Annotated in this window: 14 protein-coding genes; 11 read left to right on the top strand and 3 right to left on the bottom strand. The window is 53.3% G+C overall.

Features of this window, described 5'->3' with window-relative positions; genetic code table 11:
* The 5 genes from tolA to H616_RS0107970 are packed head-to-tail and all read left to right on the top strand — an operon-like array spanning position 1 to position 4,417.
* Positions 1 to 984, top strand: coding sequence for a cell envelope integrity protein TolA (gene tolA, locus H616_RS0107990; RefSeq protein WP_027966896.1), 984 nt, complete (start codon positions 1 to 3; stop codon positions 982 to 984).
* Complete coding sequence (tolB, locus tag H616_RS0107985; RefSeq protein WP_027966895.1) at positions 984 to 2,270, top strand: Tol-Pal system beta propeller repeat protein TolB; 1,287 nt, start codon at positions 984 to 986, stop codon at positions 2,268 to 2,270. The genes tolA and tolB overlap by 1 nt, the downstream gene beginning before the upstream one ends.
* A 32-nt stretch (positions 2,271 to 2,302) precedes the next feature.
* Positions 2,303 to 2,848: a peptidoglycan-associated lipoprotein Pal gene (gene pal / locus H616_RS0107980; RefSeq protein ID WP_027966894.1), complete on the top strand. Its 546-nt coding sequence runs from the start codon at positions 2,303 to 2,305 to the stop codon at positions 2,846 to 2,848.
* 33 nt (positions 2,849 to 2,881) lie between these two features.
* The gene (gene ybgF, locus H616_RS0107975) at positions 2,882 to 3,646 is read left to right on the top strand and encodes a tol-pal system protein YbgF (protein ID WP_027966893.1); all 765 of its coding nucleotides are present in this window, start codon (positions 2,882 to 2,884) and stop codon (positions 3,644 to 3,646) included.
* 15 nt (positions 3,647 to 3,661) lie between these two features.
* A complete protein-coding gene (locus H616_RS0107970) occupies positions 3,662 to 4,417 on the top strand; it encodes a YciK family oxidoreductase (protein ID WP_027966892.1) in 756 nt (251 codons plus the stop codon).
* A gap of 82 nt (positions 4,418 to 4,499) precedes the next feature.
* Here H616_RS0107970 and H616_RS0107965 read toward each other — a convergent pair whose 3' ends face one another.
* Positions 4,500 to 5,198 carry an HAD-IA family hydrolase gene (locus H616_RS0107965; protein WP_027966891.1) on the bottom strand — a complete coding sequence of 233 codons (699 nt, stop codon included), beginning with the start codon at positions 5,196 to 5,198 and terminating at the stop codon, positions 4,500 to 4,502.
* Complete coding sequence (ubiG, locus tag H616_RS0107960; RefSeq protein ID WP_027966890.1) at positions 5,195 to 5,920, bottom strand: bifunctional 2-polyprenyl-6-hydroxyphenol methylase/3-demethylubiquinol 3-O-methyltransferase UbiG; 726 nt, start codon at positions 5,918 to 5,920, stop codon at positions 5,195 to 5,197. Before ubiG ends, H616_RS0107965 begins: the two co-directional genes overlap by 4 nt.
* 159 nt (positions 5,921 to 6,079) lie before the next feature.
* Between ubiG and galU the strand changes: the two genes are divergently transcribed.
* Together galU and H616_RS0107950 are read left to right on the top strand one after the other, a co-directional pair.
* Positions 6,080 to 6,970 carry a UTP--glucose-1-phosphate uridylyltransferase GalU gene (gene galU / locus H616_RS0107955; RefSeq protein ID WP_027966889.1) on the top strand — a complete coding sequence of 297 codons (891 nt, stop codon included), beginning with the start codon at positions 6,080 to 6,082 and terminating at the stop codon, positions 6,968 to 6,970.
* A 3-nt stretch (positions 6,971 to 6,973) separates the two neighbouring features.
* A complete protein-coding gene (locus H616_RS0107950; RefSeq protein WP_027966888.1) occupies positions 6,974 to 8,266 on the top strand; it encodes a nucleotide sugar dehydrogenase in 1,293 nt (430 codons plus the stop codon).
* Positions 8,267 to 8,380: 114 nt separating this feature from the next.
* Here the strand turns inward: H616_RS0107950 and H616_RS0107945 are convergent, their stop codons facing one another.
* Positions 8,381 to 8,959: a superoxide dismutase gene (locus H616_RS0107945; RefSeq protein WP_027966887.1), complete on the bottom strand. Its 579-nt coding sequence runs from the start codon at positions 8,957 to 8,959 to the stop codon at positions 8,381 to 8,383.
* A gap of 310 nt (positions 8,960 to 9,269) precedes the next feature.
* Between H616_RS0107945 and H616_RS0107940 the strand changes: the two genes are divergently transcribed.
* The 4 genes from H616_RS0107940 to msrA are packed head-to-tail and all read left to right on the top strand — an operon-like array spanning position 9,270 to position 16,640.
* Positions 9,270 to 10,088, top strand: coding sequence for a coiled-coil domain-containing protein (locus H616_RS0107940; protein WP_027966886.1), 819 nt, complete (start codon positions 9,270 to 9,272; stop codon positions 10,086 to 10,088).
* Positions 10,085 to 11,953, top strand: a complete 1,869-nt coding sequence (gene tamA, locus H616_RS0107935; RefSeq protein ID WP_338035746.1) for an autotransporter assembly complex protein TamA — start codon at positions 10,085 to 10,087, stop codon at positions 11,951 to 11,953. Before H616_RS0107940 ends, tamA begins: the two co-directional genes overlap by 4 nt.
* Positions 11,954 to 11,963: 10 nt before the next feature.
* Positions 11,964 to 15,989 (top strand): autotransporter assembly complex protein TamB, encoded by a 4,026-nt coding sequence (gene tamB, locus H616_RS0107930; protein WP_027966884.1) that lies wholly within the window; start codon positions 11,964 to 11,966, stop codon positions 15,987 to 15,989.
* A 36-nt stretch (positions 15,990 to 16,025) separates the two neighbouring features.
* Positions 16,026 to 16,640, top strand: coding sequence for a peptide-methionine (S)-S-oxide reductase MsrA (gene msrA / locus H616_RS0107925; protein ID WP_027966883.1), 615 nt, complete (start codon positions 16,026 to 16,028; stop codon positions 16,638 to 16,640).
* Positions 16,641 to 16,651 lie beyond the last annotated feature (11 nt).

Raw genomic sequence — 16,651 nt, 5'->3', positions numbered from 1 at the left:
ATGGCCAGACATCGTCGTGGCGAAGGCTACGGACTACCTCTGTTTTTAGCGATTAGCCTGCACCTTGGTGTCGTGGTGATAAGTGTATTGCGGTTTCCCACGCCAGACGTTGAAGCGCCCCAGGACCCGATTGTTCACGCAACACTGGTCAGCACAGAAAGTGTGACAGACCGTGCTCAGCGTGCAGAGCAAGCCAAGGCCGCGGCGCAGCAGGCGCTTGATAAAGAACGGGCTGAACAAGACGCTCGACAAGCTCAGGCGGCAGAGCAAGCAGAGGCAGAGGCGGAAGCTCAGCAACAGCAGCAACGAGAAGAGCTGGCTCGTCAGCGTCAGGCTGAGCAAGAGCGACAAGCTGAAATCGACCGACAGCGTGAACAGGCAAAAGAGGCCGAGCAGCAAGCACAACGTCGAGCAGACGAAGCCGAGCAGGCGCGTCAAAACGCCGCTGACGCTGAAGCTAAACGCCAGGCCGAGGCCGAAGCCGCCGCTGAAGCCAAACGCCAGGCCGAAGCCGAGGCCGCCGCTGAAGCCAAACGTCAGGCCGAGGCCGAAGCCGCCGCTGAAGCCAAACGCCAGGCCGAAGCCGAGGCAGCCGCTGAAGCCAAACGCCAAGCCGAGGCTGCGGCAGAAGCCGCTCAGCGTAGTCTGGAACAGGCAATTGCAAGTGAGTCGAATGCGGCTCAGGGTGAGCAAGCGGCCAGCGGCTTTATTTCACTGGTACGGCGTGCTGTAGAGCAGGCATGGGTTATCCCGCCTAATGTGATGGGTAATCCTCAAGCAAAAGTCGCCGTAACGCTTGGTCCTTCTGGCGAGATTTTTGCTGTGAGAATCACCGAGAGCAGTGGTAACACTGCATTTGACCGCTCAGTAGAAGAAGCAGTGCAAGCAGCGGCACCGTTCTCTGAGTTAACGCAGCTTCCCGCATCAGTGCAGCGGGACTTCAGGAACTTCAATCTTCGATTCCGACCAGGAGACATACGCTGATGCGAAATCTGATGACACCTTGGCTATTCGCCATACTGATGATGTTCAGCGCCTTGGCGCAGGCTGATCTCACCATTGATATCACACGAGGTAATGAGCAGGCGACTCCTATTGCTGTAGTTCCGTTTGCTGGTGGCGAAGGGCTGTCTGAGGATTTGGCGCAAATCGTTGCTGATGACCTTGAGCGCAGCGGCTATTTTACGCCGTTGGCGCGCAGTGCCATGTTTACCCAGCCAAGCAGCCGCGACCAGGTAACGTATGGCGACTGGAAAGCGCTTAATACGCGCTATCTGGCAGTAGGGCAAGTTAACCAAAACGGAAATAACATTACTATTCGCTATGAGCTGCTTAACATCGGTGGCGAGTCATTGATGCTGGAAGAGACCGTCAATGCGTCTCCTACAGCACTTCGTGCGGCAGCTCATCGTATCAGTGACAGAATTTTTGAAGAAATTACCGGCATCCGTGGCGCCTTTTCCACGCGTATTGCTTACGTTACTTCGAGTGGGCTGGGCGATAACACACGCTATGGTCTGTATATCGCTGATGCTGATGGCCGTAACAGCCAAGAGATACTCAGCTCGGATGAGCCTGTGATGTCACCAGCCTGGTCGCCAGATGGTAAAAAACTGGCGTATGTCTCTTTTGAAACTCAACGCCCAGCAATTTATGTGCAGGACTTGGCCAGTGGCCGACGCGCCAAGCTAACATCATTTGAGGGCCTCAACAGCGCGCCAGCGTGGTCACCGGATGGACGTAAACTGGCTATGGCGTTATCGAAAGATGGCCAGCCAGATATTTATCTGATGGATATTGGCTCAGGTAATCTGCAGCGCCTTACAGACGGTGGCAGCATTGAAACAGAGCCTTCCTGGTCGCCCGATGGACGCAGCTTGATCTACACCTCTGACCGCAGCGGCGGCCCTCAGGTATACCGTCAAATGCTGGGTGACAGTAGTGCAGAGCGTCTGACCTATACGGGTGGCTACAATGCTCGCGGCCAGTTTTCTCCTGATGGAGAACAGCTATTTCTGATTCATCGCGGCAACCGAGGGTACAAGGTGGCGCGTCAAGACCTTAGTAGTGGCCGTCTGGTAGAGTTGGGCGACAGTCGATTTGCAGAGTCTCCCAGTGTTGCACCCAACGGCACCATGGTAATCTTTGCGACTCAGCGAAACGGCAAGGGAGTGCTGGGGGCAGTCTCTGCCGATGGCAGGGCCTCATTTTTCCTGCCGGCAGCCCAAGGTGATGTGCGCGATCCTGCTTGGTCACCTTTTTTGAATTAATTTCACACATGTACTTGAAAAGGAGTTTTACGATGCGTCTCAAACCTTATGTTCGTTCGCTGACTATTGCGTTGTCTTTGGTAGCTATTGCTGGTTGTTCAAGTACTGGTGGCACCCAAGGTGGCACTTCCTCTGGCGCTGGCGGCGCAGGCGCAGGCGGTACGGGCACCAGCACCAGTGGTTATGGTAGCGGACAGGCTGGAAGCACTGGTGTGAGTTCGGGGGCTGGCCAGATGGCTGATTCACGGATACCAGACGTGCGCACTATTTACTTTGCATTTGACAGCGACACGATCCGCCCAGAGTTTCAATCGGTGCTTGAAGCACACGCTCGCTACCTGCGTGCTAACCCAGGGACTCAAGTGATCCTGCAGGGCCACACGGATAAGCGTGGTACTCGCGAGTATAACTTGGCACTGGGCGAGCGCCGTGCTAATTCGGTCAAGCGCTATCTCGATGTGCAGGGCGTTTCCCCATCGCAGCTGGAAGTCGTCAGCTATGGCGAAGAGCGTCCTGCCGTGCGCGGCAACACGGAAGAAGACTTTGCACGTAATCGTCGCGTGGTTTTTGCTTACTGATTTGGCGTGTTATTGCGACACAGGGAGTCATTGATGCGACAGTGTGCCAAATATCTGCTCACTACCGGTGCTGCAGTGTCTTTACTCGCGTTGGCGGGGAACTCACTTGCCCAGCAACCCAGGGTTGATGATCTGACCAGCAACAGCTTTTATGACAGGACCGTCACCCGTGAAGAGGCGGGTGGCAGTCTGGCGCTGTTCAATGCAACTCAGAGCAATCAAGAAACTATTCGTGAACTGCGCGGGCAAATTGAAAAGCTTACCCATGAACTGGGTAAGCTTCGTCAACAAAGTCAACAGCAATATATGGATCTTGATAGCCGCCTTGCCATGTTAGAGCAGGGCAACAGCGCGCCAGCGGCGAGTACCGCTAGCCAGCCCGACAGTGAGAACGAGCAAGCGTCTCCCAGCACCAGCAGTAGTGATGCTAAAGCTGCCTATACTGCGGCTTTTTCTAATGTTCAGAATCGCAAGTTCGATGCAGCAATCAGCGCTTTCGAAAGTTTTGTCAGCGATTACCCTGACGATGAGTTAGTGGCTAATGGATACTATTGGTTGGGCGAGCTATATTCAGCCAAATCAGAATCTGATAAAGCAAGCGATTCATTCCAGCGTGTCATTAATGACTACCCTCAAAGTGGAAAAGTGCCTGATGCCATCTATAAGTTAGCGTTGCTGAAAGCCCGCGAGGGTGACTTGAAGGCTAGCGAATCCCTATTTAATCAGGTTCGTAACGATTATCCGGACAGTTCCGCAGCGGGCTTAGCCAAAGACTTCATGCGTGATTCAAGCGAATAACTTCTGGGAGCACCAATGAGCTGCAAGATTGACTATGAGGCTCCGGCTGACCTGCTGGCAGGTCGCGTTATTGTTGTTACCGGTGCCGGTGACGGCATTGGCCAATGTGCAGCGTTGAGCTATGCACGCCATGGCGCTACGGTAATTCTTCTAGGGCGGACCATTGCTAAACTGGAAGCGACCTATGACCTTATTGAAGCGGAGGGGTTGGCTCAACCGGCCATTTTTCCGCTGAATCTTGAAGGGGCCAGTCTCAAGGACTATCACGATATGGCCGAAACGCTCGACAAGGAGTTTGGGCGCTTGGATGGCATTTTGCACAATGCGGGGCTACTTGGGCGGATCACACCGTTTGAGCAATATAATCCTGAGCTTTGGGAACAGGTAATGCAGGTCAATGTCAATGGACCTTTGTGGATGACACAAGCCTTGCTGCCGTTGTTACAGGCATCTGATGACGCGTCTGTGATTTTCACATCATCGTCGGTGGGGCGTAAAGGGCGTGCCTTCTGGGGCGCCTACGCGGTATCTAAGTTTGCTGTTGAAGGTTTCAGTGAAGTACTCGCAGAAGAGGTGGAACACCTTGGCACCCTGCGCATCAATACGCTGAACCCAGGAGCAACACGTACCTCCATGCGCAAAGGAGCCTATCCAGGAGAGGATCCAATGACACTGCGCACGCCTGAGGACATCATGCCTACCTACTTATGGCTGATGGGACCTGATAGCCGCGGACACAACGGCGAAAGGTTTAACGCCCAGCCAGCGTAAGGCTGACGGCAGGTTCATAATGACACCTTCAGCTGCACGCTAATTCGCCCGAATAACCTTCGGGCGAATTAGCGTGGGTACGTCAGTCATCAGTGGCTATTGCTACCGATTCCAGCAGTGACAATAGTTGTTCTGAGAGCGCCTGAGGCGTGTCAAAACAGGCGTCAGCCTGCCACTCAAGCGCTTCACTCGGGTCATCCAAATAACCATAAGCTACGGCAACTGCCGGCATGCTAGCGGCTAGGCTAGCTTCGATATCACGCAGATGATCACCGATATACCAGCAACCTTGTGGTGACACACCTAGCCGGCGAGCCGCCTCAAGCAGCGGTTCAGGGTTGGGCTTTCGCACGGGCAAATCGTCAGCACACAACAACACATCTGGCGAGAGCGTTAGCGCCTCAACCAGCGGCTCGGCGTAACGGCGCGGCTTGTTGGTAACAATACCCCATGCACGGCCAGCCTTTTGCCAGGTGTTAAGCAGGGCTTCCAGCGTAGGGAAAACACGGCTGTGCACAGCCACCGCAGCGCCATAGGCATCGAGCAGAAAGTCTCTAGCGGTTGCATGGTCAGGGTGTGTCGCATCAATATTCAGCGCCAGCGTGGTTAGCGCGTTTCCGCCATTAGAAACCTGAGCGCGTATCGTTGGGTAGTCTAACGGCGGTAATCCATGATGTTGGCGTAGCGCATTAGTTGCCATGGCCAAGTCTGGTGCGGTATCTACCAAGGTACCGTCAAGGTCAAACAGCAAGGCAGCTGGTAACGTAAGTGGTGTGCTCATACCAACCCTCGGCGGCAATGCATCAGGTAATTGACTGATACATCGCGGGGCGATAACTGGAAGCGCCGTGAGAGTGGGCTATAGCTCATCCCCATTTGCTCGCATACCGTAAGACCTGCTGCACGGCACCAGCCAGCGAGTTCAGATGGGCGAATGAAGCGTGAGTAATCATGCGTTCCTTTGGGGAGCATGTTCATTACGTATTCCGCACCAATGATGGCAAAGGCGTAAGCCTTAGGGTTGCGGTTAATGGTAGAGAAAAAGACTTGGCCGCCCGGCTTCACTAACTGCATACAGGCGCGTACGACTGACGCGGGATCAGGCACATGCTCAAGCATTTCAAGACAAGTCACGACATCAAATTCAGCGGCATGTTGCTCGGCCATCTCTTCAACACTAATGCGTTGATAGTCCACCTCAACACCGGCTTGCTGGGCATGCTGTCGCGCGACGGCTAACGGAGCTTCGCCAAGGTCAATGCCGGTGACCTCTGCTCCGCGGTGTGCCATGGATTCTGACAGGATTCCGCCACCACACCCCACATCGATGACCTTGTGGCCTGCCAAGCCAGCGCGGGCGTCAATGAAGTCCAAACGGAGTGGATTAATCTCGTGTAATGGCTTGAACTCGCCGTGAGGGTCCCACCAGCGATCTGCAAGTGCTTCAAATTTGGCAATTTCACTAGTATCGACGTTGCCTGAAACGGGTGACGTTACGGTCATGCTTTTCTCCGTGTTCACTTGGCCGCGGCCGTATGGCATATGGCATGCGTGCGTGCATTCGGTATCATACAGGCCATTCTACCCACTACTGGCTCGGCTTTCTGCATTCGTTGTTGATCTGCCGATATACAATGCACAGTGAATTGAAAAGGAATACTGATGATTCGCAAGGCTGTACTCCCAGTTGCTGGGTTTGGCACTCGTTGTTTGCCGGCTTCCAAAGCCATTCCCAAAGAAATGATCACCATCGTTGACCGACCAGTGATTCAGTATGTGGTTGAAGAGGCTGTGGCTGCAGGAATCCGCGATATTATACTGGTCACTCACGGGAGTAAGGGGGCTATCGAAAACCACTTTGACAAAAATTTCGAGCTTGAAGCCAGCCTTGAGGCCAAAGGCAAGTATGACCTGCTGGCAGAGCTACGCTCCATCGTGCCCGCCTCGGTTAATATCATCAGCGTCCGTCAGCCGGAACCGCTAGGGCTTGGGCATGCCGTATTATGCGCAAGGCCTGTCATCGGGGATGCATCGCCGTTTGCTGTGCTGCTGCCTGATGTTCTGGTAGACAACCGTGATCAGCCACGCACCGATCTAGCCGGCATGATAGCGTCCTTTGACGCAACAGGTCGTGCTCAGTTAATGGTTGAACAGGTAGCGGCCGAAGACGTCAGTAAATATGGCATTGTTGCGCCGCGTGGAGAAGAGCCTCAGGCTGGAGAGTGCTGCGCACTGGATGGCGTTGTTGAGAAACCGGATACCGTTTCTGCCCCCTCACGTTTGGCCGTTATTGGTCGTTACATTCTGCCTGGAGAAATCTTTACATTACTGGCGGAAACACCACCAGGTGCTGGCGGAGAAATTCAGCTGACTGATGCTATCGAAACACTCCGTCAGCAGAAGGGCGTAGATGCATGGCGCATGACGGGACACACACACGATTGCGGTCACCAACTGGGCTACTTAGAAGCCACCTTGGCTTACGCAAGTCGCCACCCTCGTTTCGGGCAAGAATTTCGCGCGTTGCTAACGCGCTATGCAGCCGAAGGATGATGCATGCGTATTATAATATGCGGTAATGAGTTAGCCACAGCAACAGCCGCCGCCGCCTTAGCTTGGGTAGGGCACCAAGTGACTTGGCACTTGCTGAACGGTAAAAGCTGGCAGCAACTCTCTACCAGCAAATGGTTGGCCAGTGAGCCCCAGTTAATGGAACGGCTTGAAGAAGCCATACACAGCGGCCGTCTTCAGTTTATGGGGTCTGCCACTGATGTACCTCAGGACATACTGTGGCTTGCACTGTCACCGGAGCAGCGTGACCAAGCTGTTGAGATTGTTCTCAGCAGTGCAACGCAGCTCAGTGAAGCCGCTGTATTAGTAAATAACTCTACGTTTCCTGTGGGCGAGACCGAACAGCTTGAATCGCTAATGGCTCAAAGCGGGCGCGCTGTATCACTACCTGACCTGATCGAAGAAGGGCGTGCCTGGGACTCGTTTACCCGCCCCGCACGCTGGCTGCTTGGCTGTGATAACGACAACGCAGAAGCAACCGTACGGGAAGTTTTGCGGGCTTTTAATCGCCGCAGCGACATTTTTCATCGCATGCCACGCCGTGCTGCCGAGCTGACCAAGCTAGCTATTAACGGGATGCTGGCCACACGAATTAGCTACATGAATGAAATTGCAGGGCTGGCTGATAGCTTGGATGTTGATGTGGAGTATGTTCGTCAAGGCATGGGGTCAGACAGCCGTATCGGCTATGAGTATCTTTACCCTGGCTGCGGTTTTGGCGGACCCAGCTTTTCACGTGACCTGATGCGCCTAGCCGATGCCCAGAATACGACGGGGCGTCATTCGGCGTTACTCGACCGCGTACTGGATATCAACGAGCAGAAAAAAGAAGCGCTTTTTCGCAGGCTATGGCACCACTATCAAGGCAAGCTAGAAGGGTGTGTTGTCGCTATCTGGGGAGCCGCCTTCAAGCCTGGTACCGCCCGCATTGATCATGCGCCGGTCTTGCCATTACTTGATGCGCTATGGGCGCAAGGTGCCCAAGTTCAGTTGCATGATCCCGCCGCTGTGCCGGCCCTTCAGGATAAATTTGGTGACCACCCGCAGTTAACTCTGTATGCAAGCGACCCTATGGATGCGCTGCAGGGCGCGGACGTGCTTATGCTGGTCACTGAGTGGAAGGCTTACTGGAATCCCGATTGGCAAACTCTCGCTAGTGCATTAAAGGGAAAGCTACTGCTGGATGGCCGCAACATCTACGATCCAGGCCACGTGGCTAGCGTCGGCTTACACTATCGCGGCATTGGTCGCCGAGCTGATCCGCCGTCAGGTGAGTAACACGTATTAAAACGACCTCGCCAATAGGTGATAAGTGAGGTCGTTTTAGAGGCGGCTTACTTGCCACACATTAACCAAAACTCTTGTGGCTAATGTCTTTTTAACTCACGTTATTTAGCCAAAATTCTTGGCAACGAAGTCCCAGTTCAGCACGTTCCACACGTGCTCAAGGTACTTCGGACGCGCATTACGATAATCGATGTAATACGCATGCTCCCACACATCAATTGTCATCAGCGGCGTTTGGTCATGGGCGATCGGGCAGTCAGCGTCGTCGGTGTTGGCAAGATCCACACCACCGTCTGCTGTTTTGATCAGCCACGTCCAGCCAGAACCGAAATTACCTACTGCTTTGGCATTGAAGGCTTCTTTGAATTCAGCAAACGAACCAAATTTGGCGTTAATCGCATCTGCCAGAGCCCCCGTCGGCTCGCCACCACCGTTGGGAGAAAGGCAGTGCCAGTAGAAAGTGTGGTTCCAGACTTGAGCTGCCTGGTTGAATAGGCCACCAGAAGATGTCTTGATAATCTCTTCGAGTGACTTGTTGGCGTTATCCGTACCTTCGGTCAGCTCGTTAAGCTTTGTGACGTAGGCCTGGTGGTGTTTGCCGTGGTGATATTCCAGCGTCTCAGCAGAAATATGCGGTTCAAGAGCATTTTTTTCGTAGGGAAGTGCGGGCAGTTCAAATGCCATCGTTATTCTCCTCATCATCAATGGGGGAGTGTAGTTTTCGTTACACCCCATGTTCCAACGCATGTTGTGTCATATGACGCTAGCGATCAACCCAGCTAGGCTTATATGCTGTGCTAGTCAGTTCGCTGCGTTGTTAAAAAAACCTTACACTATTCAGTAGAGTATGTGGTTTTCGATTTCATTAAATATCATAACACTCGTCTGGAGGTCCGCCAATTCTGATTCAGCGGCTGAATTTACATATGTTGTCAATCGAATGAGTCCATCGTTATTGTTTTTCCTGACCACACCCTGAGACTAGGAGACTGTCATGGCTGAGCATTCTGAGCTATCGCCAAAGGCGCGACCTATTGTGCCAGATCCACAAGCCAGCCTGAGTCAACGGCCATATCGTTTCCAACGGCCACGACTATGGCCGCTATGGCTTCTTTGTTGTGTGTTGTTGGCAACACTCTCATCGCTAGCTGCTTATGGGTGGTGGTATTCTCAGCAGCTTGAGCAACAGTTGGAAACCATGCAGGGAGAGCTCTCCAACTTGGTCGCACAGCAGGCTGGCGAACGTGAAAGTGAGCGCCAGTATAACGATGAAATCAGCCGGTTAGCGGCGAGGTTTGACCGCTTTGAAAGCGAACAAGGTCGTTATTCTGAAGACGTTGAGGCACGCTTAGCTTCTGTTGCTCAGGCGTTTGATAGTGTTGAGGCACGCATTCAGCAGCGCCGCGACGACAGTGAGCATGAAGGAGCCGTATCAGCGTCGCTTGATCGGCGAATTTCTGCGATTCAAACATCGCTGGCCGCTTTCGAGAAGATAAGTAAAGAACATCGTGATACGTTAGCCGCGGAGCAACAGACGCTTCGTCAGCGGCAGCGAACACAGCAACAACAAATAAGCGGGTTACAGGAAAGTGTGAGTAACCATTTGGATCCCGTGATAGAGCGTATGCCCGACTATCAGAAACAGCAGGAAAATATGGCTGAACACATCGACGCCATTCAAACACAGTTGAATGAGCGCCTTACGCGTGGCGAACAACAGGTGCAACGCCTTGATGCACTAGCACAGCAGGTCAGAGAAATGCGCCAGACACAACTGGTTATCAATGCCCAACTGGAGGGTATGGCACAGTGACGCCCCTACGTGCTCAAAACTCTCTGCAGCGACTCGCTTGTAACGCAGCAGTGGCGAGTCTGGTCCTCGTCAGTGTAATGCATCATCAGTCGGCGCTAGCCATAGATGCCGAAGTGACAGGTGTTGACGAAGCGGTAGAGAACAACGTCAAAATCTATCTCGACCCTATCAAATCTCAGGCATATAGCCCTGAACGGTTAGTGGGTGAAATTGAGCGGTTGACGAAAACCGCCATGCGACCTTTCGGTTACTACGCGCCGGAAGTCGAGGTCACCCTGCAGGAAAAACAAGCCAAGGTCAGTATTAAACCAGGCGAGCCGGTGCGGATTCAGGTTATCGACTTCTCCATTCAGGGCGATGCCAAGAGTGACCCCTCGTTTATCAGTGCTCTTGATGCCTACCCCCAGAAAAAAGGCGACATACTGGAGCACGCCCCCTACGACGCGTTGCGCGAAAAGTTTACGTCATTATCACTACAGAAAGGGTATTTCGACTGGGACCTTCTTGAGCACCGCATGGAAATACGGCCATGGGAGAACAGTGCTCGGCTTTATTTAGACCTGAATAGTGGTGAGCGTTACCACTTCGGCGACACCTTGTTCCATGGTAGCCATATTGAGATAGAGCGACTGTCCAACTTGCTTCCCTATCATACTGGCGACTTCTATTTAGCGAGTGACATTGCCAAACTCAGTCAAGACTTGGCTCAAACCCGCTGGTTTAGCCTGATCAGCGTTAAGCCGCGCTTGGATACCGGACAGCTGGCTTTACCGCCTCAGGAGTTAGGGTTCTATAATGAGCTGGATGTGAATGGCGTCGAGCCCTCCCCCCAGCAGCCTCAGCTGACCAGTGATGCGATTCTGGCGGCCACCCATGTTATGCAGGTTGGTCCACCCAGTATTCCAATTGATGTCGTACTTGCACCGGCTGACCGCCACCAGTTCGAGTTTGGCGTTGGGTTTTCTACCGATGTGGGCCCGCGTGCGCGGATGAGCTGGAACCAGCCGTGGGTTAATCGTTATGGCCACAGCCTGAATCATGATCTTTATGTCTCGGGGCCGGAGCAGAAATTCACCGGCGAATACCGGATGCCGCTAAAGGATCCGCTGCGTGACAGCTACCGCCTTCAATACGGGCTTCGCAACCAAGACAACAATGACATCAAAACACTGGAAGCCAGTGTTGAATTTGGCCGCCACTGGACGTTCGCTAACGACTGGGAACAAACCATTTATTTGCGGGCAACTTATGAAGACTTCACCTTGGCGGGAGAGAAGAACCAAGTGCTGCTCCTATACCCTGGGGTGCGCTGGAGCCGTAGTCGTACCAAACATCCGAACTTCCCCACCTGGGGGGATAGCCAGCAGCTCACCCTGCAGTACTCCAACAAGGCCTGGGGGTCTGATGCTGACTTTTTCCGCCTCAATGGTGATACCCAATGGATACGGATGCTGGGAGACAACAACCGTTTCATTGCACGAATGAATGTAGGTGCCATCGAAACAGACGACTTCAGTAATATTCCCTCATCATTGCGCTTCTTTGCTGGCGGGGATAACAGTGTACGAGGGTATTCTTACGAAAGCTTATCCCCAAGAGATAGCAAAGGGCGCCTTATCGGCGGTCAGCAGCGTTTCGTTGCAAGTCTCGAAGCCCAGCGCAGACTAACTGGAAAATGGTGGTTGGCCAGCTTTATTGATACGGGAGATGCTTTCACTAAATGGGCACCTGACGACCTGTATACCGGTGCCGGTTTAGGTGTACGCTGGATCTCACCCGTTGGCCCCATTCGATTTGACGTTGCACATCCGTTTGATAACGACGACAACTTCCGCATTCACTTTGCCATTGGCCCAGAATTCTGAGACAGCTATTGTGAGATTACGTCGACTGACATGGGCATTGGCCCGCCTGCTAATTATTGCCCCCATCACCTTGCTGGGCCTACTGGCTTTGTTGTTAGGTTTAGGGCTATCGCCCTGGGGAACGTCTTTTCTGTTTAATCAGGGGCAGCGCCTGGGACTATTTGAAGTCGGAGAGGTTAAAGGCTCGCCGCTGGAAACCCTAGTACTCAACGATTTTCATCTCTCTGCAGGCCCTGTCGCAGTGGATCTTGACTACCTTGAGCTGGCCTGGGCTGACGACTGCTTGTTGCAGGGCAAAGTATGCATCGACCGCTTAGCAGCAAAGGGTGCTGACATCCGGTTGGGTAGTAGTGAAGAAAGCACCGAGCCTGAACAGAAAAGTGCGATGAGCGATATCACGTTGCCATTTCCCGTGGCATTGCGTGAGATCGTGGCGGATGACATCGACATATTGTTGGCCGACGGTACACGCATTTATTGGGCGTCGTTCAGTAGTGGGGTAACAGCACAGCAACAACAGGTTGACCTATTACCCACACGCTTAGCAGGGCTTATCACACGCTTGCCTCTAAGCGCGGGCCAACAATTGGCGTTGAGCGATGCGGAACATGAGGGTACAGCACTCTCCGCGCAAGCGATTGATGCGGCAATTGCCGTCGAATCGCCGCTGCCTGCGGCTATTGCCGCTGAGGCAGAGGGCCTACAGCAGTTAGACCTAGCGGATAAACCACGAATTCAATTGCCTGAAATCAACCTACCATTAACCGTGAATATTCCTAGCCTGTTGGTTGAAAATGCTGAACTGCAAGGCGGATCTGAGCACTCACGTTTGTACGGTGTCGAGCGACTGGAGCTAGCGGTCAGCGCCAGCGGTCAAACGATCACGATAAAACCCTTGACGATTGTCAGCCGTGAAGCCGATGCACGCTTGGCTGGCAACATAACCCTTAGTGGCAACTATCCGCTGGAGTTTTCACTGAGCAGCCAACTCTTTCTTCCTGAGCGTTTTCCTGCTCTTAATGGTGAAGACGTAAGCCTTGAGCTTAGCGGCGATCTATCGGATCTGGCGGTCAAGCTAGCGATGAACGGCCCAGCTCAGGCTCGCCTTGACGCCACATTAGATGCACTGGCTCCGACGCTACCGTTTCATGCCCAACTCGAGAGCCCTGGCTTGCAATGGCCACTGCCAGGTATGGAAGAGGCTACGAATAATAGTGCAGAACACCAAGCGGCAGAAAGTCAACGTGCCGAACCCTGGGAAGCCCGTGATGTTCGTTTGACAGCCGAAGGGTCACTGCTTGACTACTCATTACAGCTAGCCCTGGCAGCTCAAGGGCCGTCGCTGCCCTTGACGCAACTAGACCTGACCGGAAACGGTGATTTGGAACACTTTAATTGGGCGCCGCTCAACGTAAGAATAGCAGAGGGCAGTTTGGCCAGTAGCGGCCGTGTTGGCTGGGCTGAGGCGCTGGATGTCAGCGCATCGCTGACCCTTGATAACATCAATCCTGAGGCGTTTGTTGAAGGACTGGAAGGGCGCCTTAATGGTCAGGCGGAAGTAAGCTTTCACCAAGGGGATGATGGTTGGGGCGTCACAGTGCCAGGTATCTCAGTTGATGGCACACTGGCGTCTTACCCGCTGTCACTAAGCGCTAAACTTGCCGGTGACAGTCGCATGAACTGGCAGATAGATACGCTAAACTTTTATCAGGGAAAAAATCATCTGAGCGCGTCGGGCAAGGTGTCACCGGAGTTGATGGACATTGCAGCCAACATCGACATGCCCGCACTGAATACACTGTACCCAGAACTGGCTGGTACACTCAAAGGTAGCATCAAGGCGGCAGGCAGCCTTGAGACGCCGCAGATGAATATTGATATTGCCGGCCAGCAACTGATATTTGCCGACAATCAAATTGCCTCACTGACTGTTGAAGGCCAGGTAGCTGGCGTTAAGGACCCGGAAATTGACCTTGCTCTTCTGGCCGAGAACGTGTTCGCTGGCGGCCAATCTATTGATTCAGTACAGGTTGCGCTGGATGGTCTGTTATCTAATCACCGCTTGGAAATTGACCTTGATGGCCAGAGTGATGGCCCACTAACACGCTTGGATGTCGTCCTGGAAAGCGGACTGGATCAGCAAGCCCAGCACTATGCTGGCCAGCTTGAGCGACTGGACGCGCAAACCCCCTACGGCAGCTTTGCTCTTAGCAACGCACTGGTTTTTGATGCTGACTTGGCTAAATCCAGCGCTGAATTACAGCCATTTTGTATTCAGCGTGAACAGGGCGGCGCTATTTGCTTGATTGACCCCTTATTGGCTTCAGCAGATGCCGGTAATGCTAACCTTGAGATTCGTGAGCTGCCTATGGACTTGGCTGACGCCGCGCTACCTCCTGGCTGGAGTGTTACCGGAACCACTGAAGGCACAATTCAAGCTCAGTGGTCAGCCGGTGCCGCGCGTTGGCAGGCTAACGTTACACTAGACAGCAATGCTGAAATAACGGGTGAAGATGCCTATGGGCAACCATGGACGGTACCAGGTAGCGCGTTGACGGTGCAGCTGGATGCGGATCAGGAAAAGATTAATAGCACGGTAGCTCTCAACCTGGGAGACACGGGAGATCTTCGCGTAGAACTTGCTATTGCTGATCCGATGGGTAAGGGCGCTCTGGAAGGCCGACTGACAATCGATGACATTCAACTTAAGCCATACGCACCATTGGCTGGTGGGGTGGATGCCCTGGGCGGCAATTTGGCTGGTGTCGTTAGCATTAGTGGTGATCGCAATAATCCGGTAATGCAAGGCAATATCGGGCTCACCGAGCTTGAAGCCAGTGGTCTGGACCTGCCCTTGGAAATCAAGGATGGCCAACTGGACGTTGCGCTTAATGGAGATCGTGCCAGAATCAACGGCTTTATTGCTAGCGAGACAGGTCGTCTGAATGTTACGGGTAATGCCAGCTGGCCCTCTGTGGACCAATGGCAGGTTGCCGCTGCGCTAGAGGCACGAGATGAACCGTTACAAGCCTCGTTGCCCGCATTTGGTAAACTGCAGCTTGCTCCGGACCTAACAATTCGTGCCACACCGGCACGTTTGACCGTGCGCGGTGAAGTTCATATTCCCTGGTCACGCCTTGAAATTGGCAGCATACCGCCCTCGGCGGTTTCTCCCAGTTCCGATGAAGTCATTATTACAGAGCAGGAAGACCGCGAGGAAAGACTACGGCAGGAGCTAGTGGCGCGTGGCGAAACAACCGCTGAGGCGGTGAGAAAGGCCGGTATGGTCACTGATATTCAAGTCAGCTTAACGCTTGGCCCTGATATGCGGCTGTCAGCTTATGGGCTTAAAACAAAGCTGGTTGGTAAGCTGGATGTGAGTCAGAAAAATGGCCCGCTACAGCTATTCGGAGACGTTACGCTCAAAGACGGTCGTTTCCAGGCTTTCGGTCAAGACCTGGTTATTCGAGAAGGCGTACTTTATTTCAGTGGTCCTCCAGCAGAGCCGCTATTGGATTTTGAGGCGATTCGTAATCCATCAAGTACTGCCGATAATGTCATTGCCGGGCTTAGGGTCACAGGCCTCGCCAGCAATCCTAGCCTTCAGATTTTCTCTGAACCAGCGCTTGATGAGGCCAGCGCACTTTCCTATTTGCTCCAAGGCCGAGGCCCAAGCGAGGGCGGCGGGGCCAGCGATGCTCTGACGAGCGCGCTGCTTGGTATGACATTAGGAAAAGCGGGGGGAGCTGTTGGAGCAATAGGCGAAGCGTTTGGCATTCAAGATCTTAGCCTAGATACATCAGGTAGTGGCGATGACAGTCAAGTAGAAGTCAGTGGTAATTTAACCGATAGATTGAGCATGAGTTATGGCGTTGGGATATTTTCGCCCATTGCCAGACTAACCTTGCGTTATAAAATCTTGAATAACCTCTATGTCGAGGCGGTCTCCGGCGTTGCTCAAGCAGTAGACCTGATCTATACATTTAGCCTGCCAGGCAACCCGCCCAAAATACAGCCTACGCGAGCCCTTAAATGAAGGTGCCAGCCACCGATTCGTCAGGAGAAATGTGGGATGTTGCACTTTGGTAAAAATGCCCCAGAGGGGCGTGATACAGCGATGGTCATTAGCGCAGTACATGCGGTTAATGGTCAGTCAATGTTGCCCCCCTGGCCTCCAGGCTTGCAGGACGTTGTTTTCGGGCTGGGCTGCTTCTGGGGGGCGGAGCGGCTGTTTTGGCAGCTGCCCGGGGTTGTTGTAACATCGGTAGGCTATGCGGGCGGCATCACGCCTAACCCAACGTATGATGAAACCTGCTCTGGGAAAACGGGACATGCTGAGGTTGTGCGTGTGGTATTCGACCCAGCGATCATTGATTTTGAAACACTGTTAGGGCATTTCTGGGAAGCTCACGACCCAACTCAAGGTAACCGGCAGGGTAACGATATTGGCTCCCAATACCGTTCAATGATTCTGACGTGTGATGCCCACCAACAGCGAGTAGCTGAGCGTAGCCGTGAGTCATATAGCCAAGCGTTAGCCAGGGCAGGGAAAGGCCCGGTAACGACGGAAATTATCGCCTTAGATGATTACTACTACGCTGAGGAATACCATCAGCAATATTTACACAAAAACCCCGGTGGTTATTGCGGTTTGCAAGGCACCGGGGTGAGTTGTCCGCTAAGCTAAGCGCGATCAAA

It is taken from the genome of Halomonas halocynthiae DSM 14573, from assembly GCF_000425725.1.
In the GTDB taxonomy this organism is placed as follows: domain Bacteria; phylum Pseudomonadota; class Gammaproteobacteria; order Pseudomonadales; family Halomonadaceae; genus Halomonas; species Halomonas halocynthiae.
This window is presented reverse-complemented; position numbering and strand designations above follow the sequence as displayed.

Bases quoted from the DNA above. Each gene is read 5' to 3' on its own strand.
- H616_RS0107965 (WP_027966891.1), bottom strand. From the start codon at position 5,198: ATGAGCACACCACTTACGTTACCAGCTGCCTTGCTGTTTGACCTTGAC.
- pal (WP_027966894.1), top strand. From the start codon at position 2,303: ATGCGTCTCAAACCTTATGTTCGTTCGCTGACTATTGCGTTGTCTTTG.
- tolA (WP_027966896.1), top strand. From the start codon at position 1: ATGGCCAGACATCGTCGTGGCGAAGGCTACGGACTACCTCTGTTTTTA.
- H616_RS0107940 (WP_027966886.1), top strand. From the start codon at position 9,270: ATGGCTGAGCATTCTGAGCTATCGCCAAAGGCGCGACCTATTGTGCCA.
- H616_RS0107970 (WP_027966892.1), top strand. From the start codon at position 3,662: ATGAGCTGCAAGATTGACTATGAGGCTCCGGCTGACCTGCTGGCAGGT.
- H616_RS0107950 (WP_027966888.1), top strand. From the start codon at position 6,974: ATGCGTATTATAATATGCGGTAATGAGTTAGCCACAGCAACAGCCGCC.
- tolB (WP_027966895.1), top strand. From the start codon at position 984: ATGCGAAATCTGATGACACCTTGGCTATTCGCCATACTGATGATGTTC.
- ubiG (WP_027966890.1), bottom strand. From the start codon at position 5,920: ATGACCGTAACGTCACCCGTTTCAGGCAACGTCGATACTAGTGAAATT.
- galU (WP_027966889.1), top strand. From the start codon at position 6,080: ATGATTCGCAAGGCTGTACTCCCAGTTGCTGGGTTTGGCACTCGTTGT.
- H616_RS0107945 (WP_027966887.1), bottom strand. From the start codon at position 8,959: ATGGCATTTGAACTGCCCGCACTTCCCTACGAAAAAAATGCTCTTGAA.
- msrA (WP_027966883.1), top strand. From the start codon at position 16,026: ATGTTGCACTTTGGTAAAAATGCCCCAGAGGGGCGTGATACAGCGATG.
- ybgF (WP_027966893.1), top strand. From the start codon at position 2,882: ATGCGACAGTGTGCCAAATATCTGCTCACTACCGGTGCTGCAGTGTCT.